Origin of the sequence: Marinobacter sp., assembly GCF_039977835.1 — a bacterium.
In the GTDB taxonomy this organism is placed as follows: Bacteria; Pseudomonadota; Gammaproteobacteria; order Pseudomonadales; family Oleiphilaceae; genus Marinobacter.
This window is the reverse complement of record NZ_JBDWCL010000024.1, coordinates 1-8,870: the sequence shown is the minus strand read 5'-3', so window position 1 is coordinate 8,870 and position 8,870 is coordinate 1. Positions and strand designations below refer to the sequence as shown.

Below are 8,870 nucleotides of genomic sequence, written 5' to 3'. Positions count from 1 at the left end.
AAAGGAGAATCAATGAGAAAACGACTTCAGGAAATTGACTGAACGTGAACACCCGGAGTACAAACTCCGGTGGGTGATGCGTTAAGAAAAAAGGTGTTCACCTTCAACCGGTATGGGTGTTCACGTTCGCCGGAATACGCACGAGCCCAGTAATGGGCACCGGAACAAGCCTTCATGCCGATCAGGCACGGTGGCAGTTGTGCGAAGAACGCCAGCAGTTTTGGGCGATTCAGCCGTTTGCGAACCACGACCTTGCCGTGTTGATTGGTGCCGTGAATACTGAACACAGTTTTCGCCAGATCGATGCCGATGGTTGTAACATTCATGATGACTCCTCCTGCTTCAGATTGAAGATGTCGACACCTTCAATGTGGCACATTGATGCCGTGGGAGCAGGGGGAGTCCATATCATTCGTTATGTGGGCGTGCCCATAGAGAATCCATATGGCATTCAGTGAGTTTGAAGCAAAGAAAATTGAGCGCGCCGCTTCTGAATTTCTGGAAGACCGGAGGCCGCCAGTGGATATCCGACCCAAGTTAGATTTAGACGTTCGAGTTTCCGGCCAAAGTGTGCAGATAGTCGAGATTCGCCCCCATTTCCAGGAGCCGTCCACGATCATTGAATCGCCGGTGGCAAAAGCTACCTTCGTCAAGAAATCTCAACGCTGGAAGATCTACTGGATGCGCAGTGACCTGAAATGGCATTCGTACACGCCAGAACCTGAGTCACGCTCCATTGCGGAATTTTTTGCTATCGTGAATGCCGACGAGAATGGCTGTTTCTTTGGGTAGCACATAACCAGTCATTCCAGTTCGTTCCAGCCCTGAAGGGCCTCCACCGGACGCCCTTTTCTCCGCTTTGCTGCGTAAAGGTCGCCGCTGAATATTGGCGTTATGCCCTAAAGCAGGTGCCCCTCAGGCAGCATGCGTTTGTGCAGGATGCGGATGATTTCAACAACATCGTCGGTGGCTAGCCGATAAAAGATGATGTGGCTTCCCTGAGGGTACTGCCGGTAGCCTGGACTTATCTCATTGCAGGCTTGCCCCAGGTTTGGATTTTCACCCAGAAGGTGGAAGCACTGATCGAACTGAAGAATATAGTGGTTTCGTTGATCCCGGCCCCATTCACGCTCTGTGTATAGGGCAATAGATTTGAGGTCAGCTTTGGCCTTCCTGGAAAGCTTGAAACTTGGCATCAGCGCCTTTCGTTGTCCAGTTCACGAATAAAGGAGTCATAGGAGTAGTCTTCGAAACCACTGTCCTCGCCTTCCTTGAGCAGTCTACGAAGCGTAGTCAGGCGGGTTTCAGACTCTTCAAGCAGGCGCAATGCGGCACGAACGACCTCGCTGGTTGAGCTGTATCGGCCATTTTTGAGCTGTTCTGCAATGAACGCATCAAAATGTTGGCCTAAAGTGATGCTGGTGTTCTTTTGCATGATGCCACCTCTCTAGTACCAATAATTGGTACATTTTGGTCCAGGTGGCATAACAATGCAATCCACGCGACAAGCGCGTGATTGCGAGCGTTAATTGCCAAGGAGAGGTATGGCTATCAGCTTCAAGGTAAATCACCCCATTACCACTGACCAGTTCATCGGTTTGTTGGAGAGTTCTACCCTCGGGGAGCGCCGGCCAATCAACGACCGAGACTGTATGGAAGGGGTGGTTGCCAATTCCAATCTCACCGTAAGCGCGTGGGATGATGATTTGTTGGTCGGTATCGCTCGCAGCGTCACGGATTTTCACTATGCCTGCTACCTGTCAGATTTGGCGGTTCATCAGAACTATCAAAGATCAGGAATAGGCAAACGATTACAGTCACTGACCCAGGAGCAACTGGGGCCGCTCTGCAAATTGATACTCATCGCAGCACCTGCAGCCAATTCGTACTATGGTCACCTTGGTTACACGCACAATGATCGCTGCTGGGTTCTTGATGCTGGGGTGACCATTGGCAATTAACAAGGCCAGGCACGCGACGTCTACTACATTGCGGCTTCGCCTCCATTCCGAAGCCGCGCATGCTGGCTGGCGTTACATGGTGAAGCCAGTCTTATGATTGCGGTGAAACTGAGGGATCTTCGTCACCAAGATAAAGCGGATGTATTAGCCATGCTTCGTGATCCTAAAGTGATGAGGTTTCTTGGGCCTCGTCGCGCTCTGACAGAAGATGAGGCGGGTTCATGGTTCGAGAGTGCGCTCGCTAATCCGGCCCGGTTCGCCGTTGCAGAGTCAGATACTGATGAATTTATCGGCTTCTGCGGCATTAAACAGATAGATGGTGTATTCGATTTCGGCTACTTCATCAGGTCGGAGTTTTGGGGTAACGGCATAGCTACCAGGGCGTGTAGGTTGGCAGTTGAGAAGCTGGCCGCCGATATCGATTTAGAGACCGTCCAGGTTTTTATTGCGGACGAAAATGTTGCCAGCAAAAAGGTAGCTGAAAAATTGGGTTGGCAGGCCATGCACAGTGGGTCTAAGGATGGAGAGCATGGCCGATACTACCGAATCACCATGTAACAAGGCGGTCAACAGGACGCCAAAAGCGTGCCGCTTTTGGTTCCCTCCGCTGGCGCTCCGGCGCCGGTTACCTCAGCGTTAAATCAGTAGTGATACCGAAGCTGGGCGATAAGCAAAGCGTCATCCGTGACTTTGTAAACTATTCGGTGTTCTTCGTTGATTCGCCGGGACCAATAGCCAACCAGACTATGTTTAAGGGGCTCTGGTTTGCCAACACCTTCGAACGGTTCTCGCTTGGTCTCTTTGATCAGCTTGTTGATTCGGTTAAGAATCTTCTTGTCGGTTTTCTGCCAGTACAGATAGTCTTCCCAGGCGTTCTCGGAGAAGATGAGTTTCATTCAAGAAGTTCCTTTTCTTGACCACCGCCTTGCTCCAGCTCGGCAACGGATTCAAGCAAACGCCGTGCGTTTTTTGGTGCGCGCAGAAGGTATGCAGTTTCTTGCAGCGCCTCGTAGTCCTCGAGGGAGATCATTACCACTGACTGCGACTTGCTCCGGGTGATGATCACAGGGGAATGGTCTTCACAGACCTGCTCCATGGTTTTTGCTAGATTGGTTCTAGCGGCTGTGTAGCTAATGGCATCCATAGGGTTACTCCTGTACAGGATGTTGATCATGGTCAGGATACCGTACGCCAAAGGATTTAACAATCGGCTGCACAGCGACCGATGTTCCGCCGCTTCGCGGCTCCAAACCGGCGTGTGAGCCGGGCGTTAGCCCTACAACCAGGAGAGTCTGTGATCGAGTTCGAAGAAAGCGTGTCGACCCCCGAGAGCTGGTTTAGGCAATCGTGGGAGATGTATGAAGCTTCCAAGGTACTCTACGAAGTTTTTTCAGATCGGGAGCCGATTCAGATCGAGCACGATAATTATCGTCGAGTAGGGGCAATGAAGGGAGCAATGCTACTTCTTGGCCTCTCCGCTGAAAATGCCTTGAAAGGTGCTTTTGTATACCAGTTTAAGCCAGATCTTTCCAAAGACCGGTTGGACCCGAAGCATTTCCACAAAACTGCCCATGACCTTTCAGATGTTGCACGGAAGTTGGGACTGGATCTAACGGAATCTCAACGCGACCTTCTTGAACGGCTCACAATATTCGTGCAGTGGGCATCTAAGTATCAGGTGCCATTAAGAAAGTCAGAAAATGAGAAGGCAAGTGGCAAAATGAAATTGATGTATCCGTCAGACTACACGCTTGTAGAAGATCTGATATCTGATCTCCGAAATAATGCAGGGTTTGACGAGACATATGGCTGGCCGTACAAGAGCTAACAATACGCTGTTGACGGACAATTTTTCCACCGCTACGCGGCTCCAAAATTGCCGCAAAGCTTCGCGTTATGTTTCTTGACCGCACCTGTTAACGGGTGCTATTAATAGCACCAAATCTTTGACTAGGTAATCACTATGCAAGTGAAATTTTCCGAGGATGTCATTCCTCTATCAGACCTGAAGATCAATCCCGGAAAGGTGGTTGGTCGAGCGCAAGATACGCATCGCCCCATCCTGCTCACCAGCCGTGGCCGCGGCATAGCTGTTGTGCAGGGACTCGAGGATTATGAGAGAACTGCCGAGGAATTGCGGTTTGTAAAGGCGGTGGCGCAGGGGCTTATGGATGTTCGCGAAGGCAACACCGTATCGTTGGAGGACGCCAAGAAAACGTTGGGCATCAAGTAAATGGAATTACACATCGCACAGTCCGCTCTTGAGGACTTACAGGCTGTTCAGGAGTATTACAAAGAGCAGGATGTGCCACATATCGGTGATGATTTCGTGGCTGCTATCCTGGAGCACTGTGAAATACTTCAAATCCACCCTGATGCTGGCCGAGTTGTTCCTGAATTCAACATGGATCATATTCGCGAATTGATTCACGCGCCGTTTCGAGTTGTCTATCTCAGGCAGGCTAAAGAGGTTGTCCTCATACGAGTCTGGCGGAGTGAGAGGCAGCTCGAATTACCAGCAAACGAAACATAACCAAGCCATGCACCGGATGCCAAACCCTCCGCTTCGCCGCGGTTTTGTCACCGGTGATGGCTGGCGTTATGCAAAGCGTTCGTCTTGACGTACGTACTCATAGGCGTACACTGATGAAAGTTTGAACACGCAAGAGGTACGTCATGACGGGAATCACAGCAACTGAGGCGCGCAGCAACCTTTATCGGTTGATTGACGAGACCGCCGAGTCCCACCAACCAATCGTCATCATGGGTAAGCGGAACAAAGCCGTCTTGGTGTCCGAGGAAGACTGGTCTGCAATTCAGGAAACACTTTACCTGCTCTCCGTACCAGGTATGCGGGAGTCTATTCGTGAGGGGATGGAAACCCCCGTGGCTGAATGCGATGAGGAGCTGGACTGGTGACATGGAAGTTGGTTTACACCAAGCAAGCCCAGAAAGATGCAAAGAAGTTGGCCTCCAGCGGCCTTAAACCAAAGGCTCAGGAACTTTTAGCGCTGATAGCGGAAGATCCATACCGCAAGCCCCCGCCGTTTGAGAAGCTCATTGGCGATCTTGCGGGGGCCTATTCACGCCGCATCAATATTCAGCATCGTCTGGTCTACCAGGTGCTCGAGGACGAGCTAGTGGTGAAAGTTCTCAGGCTCTGGAGTCACTACGAATAATGCATAACCAGTCGCTGTTGCCGGACAATTTTTCTGCCGCTGCGCGGCTCCAAAATTGCCGCAAAGCTCCGCGTTATTTACAGGCTCTTTTTAACTAGCCAAGGCAACGTCGTACAAGCGACGGCCTACCCCGATCGATCACTGGGAGGAGGGCCCAATGAGAATAGGCCTGCTGATCATCGTAGCATTCTGGTTCCTTCCAGTTTCGTCCCAAACGCTCCAGATTATGGGGTCGGACGAGGGCTTTCTGCCGTTTTATTACGGAAACAACCTTAACAAGGGTATTTTGGTCGAGGTGATCAATGAGTTCACCCTGGAGACCGGTATCGCAGCCGATTTCCGTCTGATGCCGCGCAAACGCCAGGCCTGGGCCCTGGAAGAAGGGCAAGCCAACGCGGTTTTCGCCAACCCGCTATGGATGCCGCTGCCGGACCGGATGCACGCCGTTGGGCCGGTGTTAACCTGGCGTGACCGTGTGTTCGCGCAACCAGGCCGACAACCCGACTCCTTCGACGACCTACAGGGCAGCATCTGTCTGCGCAAATGGTTTGTCTACAGTGATCGACTCGAGCGGCGGATCGGTACCGATCTGGTCCGTCATGACGCGTATAATGCCCAGCAGATGCTGGGCATGTTTCTGCACAAACGGTGCGATTACACCGTCATGAATGAAATGGAGTTCCGGTTTCTGGCACTGCTGGTGGAAGTAGATCCGGACCGTTACAGCACGGAACTGATCGTTGCCGAATGGCCAGTCTATCTTGGTATCCTCAAAACCGAGGCGGCTCTGATTGAAGCGGCGGAAGCTTTTTTCGCTACCCACACTGTTGACGTAGAGGCCATGCTACCCAACCTGCCCCCGCCGGACCGGAACGTCTCGATTCAGCCGGACAAGTAAGGCAGCTCGCGGCCAAAGATCCATTTGCCAGGTACTCAAACAGCTATGACGAGAAAGACACTAGGTTTAACCCGGAAACCAAATAAAGACGCTAAACCAGTGGCTAAGGAAGCCGAAGCTATGGTTGAGGTTGAAGGTGAGGCTGATCCACAAAAACGTTTTTTAAACGGTGTGGTTATCAATCCAGCGCCGGGGATTCGCTTGGAGTCAGGTTCCGAAAAACTCACGGTGCGCGCGATGGATTTGATCACGCCGATTGGAATGGGGCAGCGAGGTTTGATAGTTGCGCCGCCGGGGTCTGGAAAATCGACGATCTTAAAAGATATTTGCCAGACGGTGGGAAAGGCGTATCCCGAGATTAAACTTTACGCGTTATTGATAGATGAGCGACCCGAAGAGGTCACTGATTTCAAGCGTAGCGTCCCGGCTGAGGTACACGCTTCTTCTTCGGATGAAAGCTATGCTCATCACGTTCGCGTTGCCGATGAGCTTCTTGATATCGCCCGCCAACAAGCTGGCGCGGGTCACAACGTCATGATTGTGATTGATTCTCTCACGAGGCTGGCGCGTGTGCACAATGCGGAGCGAAAGAGCAGCGGTCGTACTATGTCTGGCGGGGTTGATGCTCGAGCGATGGAGATCCCGCGGAGGTTGTTTGGCTCTGCACGAAACCTTGAGAATGGCGGCTCGCTTACCATTCTGGCAACCGTTTTGGTTGATACCGGCAGCCGTATGGACCAGGTTATATTTGAGGAATTTAAAGGCACGGGGAACATGGAGCTGGTTTTATCAAGAGATGTTGCGAATCAGCGAATCTTCCCCGCGCTGGACATTTCGAAAAGCAGTACACGCCGTGAAGAGCTGCTGTTAGATCCAAAAGATTTGGGCAAAATAAGAGCGTTGCGCCAGGCGCTTAGCGGTCTCAAACCGCTAGAGGGCACAAAAAAGCTGGTTGAGCTGCTTGAGAAGTACCCCACAAATGCTGAGCTTCTGAAAAACATTCCCGAGACGCCCATCGATTGAATCCGCGCTACGGGGTCAGACCTATCCCGGTTTTCCTCGGGATTACCAGCAAGAATCTGCGGAATCTGCATGGCGCTCGCTGCATAGGTGATCTACGTAATCACTTTTAACCAAGCGCTGTAGCCGGACAATTTTTCCACCGCTGCGCGGCTCCAAAATTGCCGCTAAGCTTCGTATTAAATGCCGGTGATAGCCAGGTCCAGAGCTCCAACAATCTGGTCTCTGAAATGTGCGAGGGAACCAATTGGGCTCTTGAGGTGTTTTTCGGGCACGGAGGAAATTTGCGGAGTTAACAGCAACAGCTTCTGATCGGCAAAGCTGATTTCCGGAGTGAGCCCTTGCATGGCTTCGCCACCGAAGGCAGAACGTTTGCCCAAAGGGATAACAATGCGAGTTGCCAAATCGCTCAGAAGGCTGCTCTGAATATCCACTAGGTAAGGGTAGTGAGCCTTGCTGATTTTGCTCGGGTTGGGGTACACATCGAACTGTGCCATCAGAACTCCCTGAATTCATCGCCGAAGCATCCATGTTGTTCGACGAAATCGTTGTAGCTTTTTATCGCAGCACGATTCTCTTCAACCCATTGAGCGGCTTCGCGTTTCGAAAGCTCTTCTCTCAGAGCTCGTTCCAGGGTGGCAGACAAGTTAATGTTCAGTTCCCGGGTTTTACGCAGCAGATCGCTGTTTATTGAGAGGTTCGCTGCTTTTTTGGGGGCGGCTGAGTTATAGAGTTCGGCCATGAGGGCCTCCGAGAAGATCTAAAATACACAGCTCGATCGTATGCGCATTACTATGCGCATGCAAGCATTTTACCAATGGCTGTTGTCGGACGAGCCTGCGCTGGCGCTCCGGCACGCCGCAAGGGCGATCGTTATGTGTAAGGGAAGCCAAAAAAAGGGTCAGTCGATTTTATTTTGATCAATGTAAAGGGGGGCAGGTTGATTTGTTGTTAGCCAAGCAGACTGCTTTAAAATCTATTTGAGCCCTTTTGGTTCATTGCCTCCCGTTCCCTGCCTAGCCTCTAAACCTGTGCGTAACCCCCGTCAACGAACATCTCGCTCCCTGTCATAAAGGTGCTACCCTCGGACGCCAGGAACGCCACCGCGCCTGCGGTTTCTTTGGCATCGCCCAGGCGCTCAAGCGGTACGGTCCGTTTCATCTCGCCCAGGGCTTCGGATGGGAGCAGTTCCATCAACTTGTCCGTTTTGGTCGGGCCAGGAGACATGACGTTCACGCGAATGCCGGTGCCCCATAGATCATGAGCCCAGCTGCGCACCAAGTTTCGGACGGCCGCCTTGGAGGCGCTGTAGATGCTCATGGCCGGGGTGCCCATACTGCCCACCGTGGAACCCGTGAGGATGATGGAGCCCCCGTTCGTCATCAAGGGAAGCGCCTTCTGGACGGTGAAAAGGGTGCCTTTGACGTTGATGTCGAAGATGTAGTCGTAGTGCTCCTCGGTGATCTGTCCCAGGCTGGCGAATTCGCCGACGCCCGCGTTGGCCACCAGTACGTCCAGGCGCCCTTTCTCTTTCTGGACTGTCTCGAATAAACGGTCGAGCTCCTCCGGCTTCGTCACATCCGCCTGGAGACCCCGGGCGTTGGATCCCAGTGCCTCAGCCGCGTTTTCGAGGACGTCCAGGCGCCGTCCGACAATGAAGACGAAGGCGCCTGTCAATGGCCATTTATTTTGACCCACCTTTGGCCAATAAAATTGACCCACCTTTCATAGTCTAGCTTGTTGTCTTCTGCTTTAGCCGATAGCTTTCTCCTCCCAGCATAAAGATGTGTGAATGGTGGATGACGCGGTCAA

Annotated in this window: 18 protein-coding genes and 1 pseudogene; 10 read left to right on the top strand and 9 right to left on the bottom strand. The window is 52.1% G+C overall.

Annotated features, from left to right (window positions below; all coding sequences use genetic code 11):
• Nucleotides 1-140: 140 nt before the first annotated feature.
• A pseudogene (locus tag ABJM11_RS08060) lies at nt 141-326 on the bottom strand (IS110 family transposase); the annotation flags it as partial.
• A 118-nt stretch (nt 327-444) separates the two neighbouring features.
• Between ABJM11_RS08060 and ABJM11_RS08055 the strand changes: the two are divergent.
• Nucleotides 445-792 carry a DUF3024 domain-containing protein gene (locus ABJM11_RS08055; protein ID WP_348295713.1) on the top strand — a complete coding sequence of 116 codons (348 nt, stop codon included), beginning with the start codon at nt 445-447 and terminating at the stop codon, nt 790-792.
• A gap of 107 nt (nt 793-899) precedes the next feature.
• Here the strand turns inward: ABJM11_RS08055 and ABJM11_RS08050 are convergent, their stop codons facing one another.
• Entirely contained in the window at nt 900-1,196 is a 297-nt protein-coding gene (locus ABJM11_RS08050; RefSeq protein WP_072675920.1) for a type II toxin-antitoxin system RelE/ParE family toxin, read from the bottom strand.
• Entirely contained in the window at nt 1,196-1,435 is a 240-nt protein-coding gene (locus tag ABJM11_RS08045; RefSeq protein WP_348295712.1) for a type II toxin-antitoxin system ParD family antitoxin, read from the bottom strand. Before ABJM11_RS08045 ends, ABJM11_RS08050 begins: the two co-directional genes overlap by 1 nt.
• A 109-nt stretch (nt 1,436-1,544) precedes the next feature.
• Here ABJM11_RS08045 and ABJM11_RS08040 point away from each other — a divergent pair, with 109 nt between their 5' ends.
• Together ABJM11_RS08040 and ABJM11_RS08035 are read left to right on the top strand one after the other, a co-directional pair.
• Nucleotides 1,545-1,961: a GNAT family N-acetyltransferase gene (locus ABJM11_RS08040; RefSeq protein WP_348295711.1), complete on the top strand. Its 417-nt coding sequence runs from the start codon at nt 1,545-1,547 to the stop codon at nt 1,959-1,961.
• A 93-nt stretch (nt 1,962-2,054) separates the two neighbouring features.
• Entirely contained in the window at nt 2,055-2,519 is a 465-nt protein-coding gene (locus ABJM11_RS08035; RefSeq protein WP_348295710.1) for a GNAT family N-acetyltransferase, read from the top strand.
• An 83-nt stretch (nt 2,520-2,602) separates the two neighbouring features.
• On the opposite strand, the gene ABJM11_RS08030 is transcribed toward ABJM11_RS08035, so the two are convergent.
• Complete coding sequence (locus tag ABJM11_RS08030) at nt 2,603-2,857, bottom strand: Txe/YoeB family addiction module toxin (protein WP_348295709.1); 255 nt, start codon at nt 2,855-2,857, stop codon at nt 2,603-2,605.
• Complete coding sequence (locus ABJM11_RS08025; protein ID WP_012137510.1) at nt 2,854-3,105, bottom strand: type II toxin-antitoxin system Phd/YefM family antitoxin; 252 nt, start codon at nt 3,103-3,105, stop codon at nt 2,854-2,856. The genes ABJM11_RS08030 and ABJM11_RS08025 overlap by 4 nt, the downstream gene beginning before the upstream one ends.
• Nucleotides 3,106-3,255: 150 nt before the next feature.
• Between ABJM11_RS08025 and ABJM11_RS08020 the strand changes: the two genes are divergently transcribed.
• The 7 genes from ABJM11_RS08020 to rho all read left to right on the top strand — a co-directional run bounded on the left by ABJM11_RS08020 (nt 3,256) and on the right by rho (nt 7,061).
• A complete protein-coding gene (locus ABJM11_RS08020; protein ID WP_348295708.1) occupies nt 3,256-3,789 on the top strand; it encodes a hypothetical protein in 534 nt (177 codons plus the stop codon).
• A gap of 135 nt (nt 3,790-3,924) precedes the next feature.
• Nucleotides 3,925-4,194, top strand: coding sequence for a type II toxin-antitoxin system Phd/YefM family antitoxin (locus ABJM11_RS08015; RefSeq protein ID WP_008284815.1), 270 nt, complete (start codon nt 3,925-3,927; stop codon nt 4,192-4,194).
• Entirely contained in the window at nt 4,195-4,494 is a 300-nt protein-coding gene (locus tag ABJM11_RS08010) for a type II toxin-antitoxin system RelE/ParE family toxin (RefSeq protein ID WP_348295707.1), read from the top strand.
• Nucleotides 4,495-4,637: 143 nt separating this feature from the next.
• Nucleotides 4,638-4,880, top strand: a complete 243-nt coding sequence (locus tag ABJM11_RS08005; RefSeq protein WP_348295706.1) for a type II toxin-antitoxin system Phd/YefM family antitoxin — start codon at nt 4,638-4,640, stop codon at nt 4,878-4,880.
• The gene (locus ABJM11_RS08000) at nt 4,877-5,140 is read left to right on the top strand and encodes a Txe/YoeB family addiction module toxin (RefSeq protein WP_348295705.1); all 264 of its coding nucleotides are present in this window, start codon (nt 4,877-4,879) and stop codon (nt 5,138-5,140) included. Before ABJM11_RS08005 ends, ABJM11_RS08000 begins: the two co-directional genes overlap by 4 nt.
• A gap of 157 nt (nt 5,141-5,297) precedes the next feature.
• The gene (locus tag ABJM11_RS07995) at nt 5,298-6,038 is read left to right on the top strand and encodes a polar amino acid ABC transporter substrate-binding protein (protein WP_348295704.1); all 741 of its coding nucleotides are present in this window, start codon (nt 5,298-5,300) and stop codon (nt 6,036-6,038) included.
• Nucleotides 6,039-6,083: 45 nt separating this feature from the next.
• Nucleotides 6,084-7,061, top strand: a complete 978-nt coding sequence (gene rho, locus ABJM11_RS07990) for a transcription termination factor Rho (protein ID WP_348295703.1) — start codon at nt 6,084-6,086, stop codon at nt 7,059-7,061.
• Between the two features lie 176 nt (nt 7,062-7,237).
• Here rho and ABJM11_RS07985 read toward each other — a convergent pair whose 3' ends face one another.
• The 4 genes from ABJM11_RS07985 to ABJM11_RS07970 form a co-directional block, all read right to left on the bottom strand.
• Nucleotides 7,238-7,555, bottom strand: a complete 318-nt coding sequence (locus tag ABJM11_RS07985) for a CcdB family protein (RefSeq protein WP_348295702.1) — start codon at nt 7,553-7,555, stop codon at nt 7,238-7,240.
• Nucleotides 7,555-7,800: a type II toxin-antitoxin system CcdA family antitoxin gene (locus ABJM11_RS07980; RefSeq protein WP_348295701.1), complete on the bottom strand. Its 246-nt coding sequence runs from the start codon at nt 7,798-7,800 to the stop codon at nt 7,555-7,557. The genes ABJM11_RS07985 and ABJM11_RS07980 overlap by 1 nt, the downstream gene beginning before the upstream one ends.
• 281 nt (nt 7,801-8,081) lie before the next feature.
• Nucleotides 8,082-8,735, bottom strand: coding sequence for an SDR family oxidoreductase (locus tag ABJM11_RS07975; protein WP_348295700.1), 654 nt, complete (start codon nt 8,733-8,735; stop codon nt 8,082-8,084).
• Nucleotides 8,736-8,790: 55 nt separating this feature from the next.
• Nucleotides 8,791-8,859, bottom strand: coding sequence for a hypothetical protein (locus tag ABJM11_RS07970; RefSeq protein ID WP_348295699.1), 69 nt, complete (start codon nt 8,857-8,859; stop codon nt 8,791-8,793).
• Between the last annotated feature and the right edge of the window lie 11 nt (nt 8,860-8,870).

Coding starts and splice junctions, on each gene's coding strand:
- ABJM11_RS08005 (WP_348295706.1), top strand. CDS start 4,638: ATGACGGGAATCACAGCAACTGAGGCGCGCAGCAACCTTTATCGGTTG.
- ABJM11_RS08055 (WP_348295713.1), top strand. CDS start 445: ATGGCATTCAGTGAGTTTGAAGCAAAGAAAATTGAGCGCGCCGCTTCT.
- ABJM11_RS07980 (WP_348295701.1), bottom strand. CDS start 7,800: ATGGCCGAACTCTATAACTCAGCCGCCCCCAAAAAAGCAGCGAACCTC.
- ABJM11_RS08045 (WP_348295712.1), bottom strand. CDS start 1,435: ATGCAAAAGAACACCAGCATCACTTTAGGCCAACATTTTGATGCGTTC.
- ABJM11_RS08015 (WP_008284815.1), top strand. CDS start 3,925: ATGCAAGTGAAATTTTCCGAGGATGTCATTCCTCTATCAGACCTGAAG.
- ABJM11_RS08050 (WP_072675920.1), bottom strand. CDS start 1,196: ATGCCAAGTTTCAAGCTTTCCAGGAAGGCCAAAGCTGACCTCAAATCT.
- ABJM11_RS08040 (WP_348295711.1), top strand. CDS start 1,545: ATGGCTATCAGCTTCAAGGTAAATCACCCCATTACCACTGACCAGTTC.
- ABJM11_RS08035 (WP_348295710.1), top strand. CDS start 2,055: ATGATTGCGGTGAAACTGAGGGATCTTCGTCACCAAGATAAAGCGGAT.
- ABJM11_RS07985 (WP_348295702.1), bottom strand. CDS start 7,555: ATGGCACAGTTCGATGTGTACCCCAACCCGAGCAAAATCAGCAAGGCT.
- ABJM11_RS08010 (WP_348295707.1), top strand. CDS start 4,195: ATGGAATTACACATCGCACAGTCCGCTCTTGAGGACTTACAGGCTGTT.
- ABJM11_RS08030 (WP_348295709.1), bottom strand. CDS start 2,857: ATGAAACTCATCTTCTCCGAGAACGCCTGGGAAGACTATCTGTACTGG.
- ABJM11_RS07995 (WP_348295704.1), top strand. CDS start 5,298: ATGAGAATAGGCCTGCTGATCATCGTAGCATTCTGGTTCCTTCCAGTT.
- ABJM11_RS08025 (WP_012137510.1), bottom strand. CDS start 3,105: ATGGATGCCATTAGCTACACAGCCGCTAGAACCAATCTAGCAAAAACC.
- rho (WP_348295703.1), top strand. CDS start 6,084: ATGACGAGAAAGACACTAGGTTTAACCCGGAAACCAAATAAAGACGCT.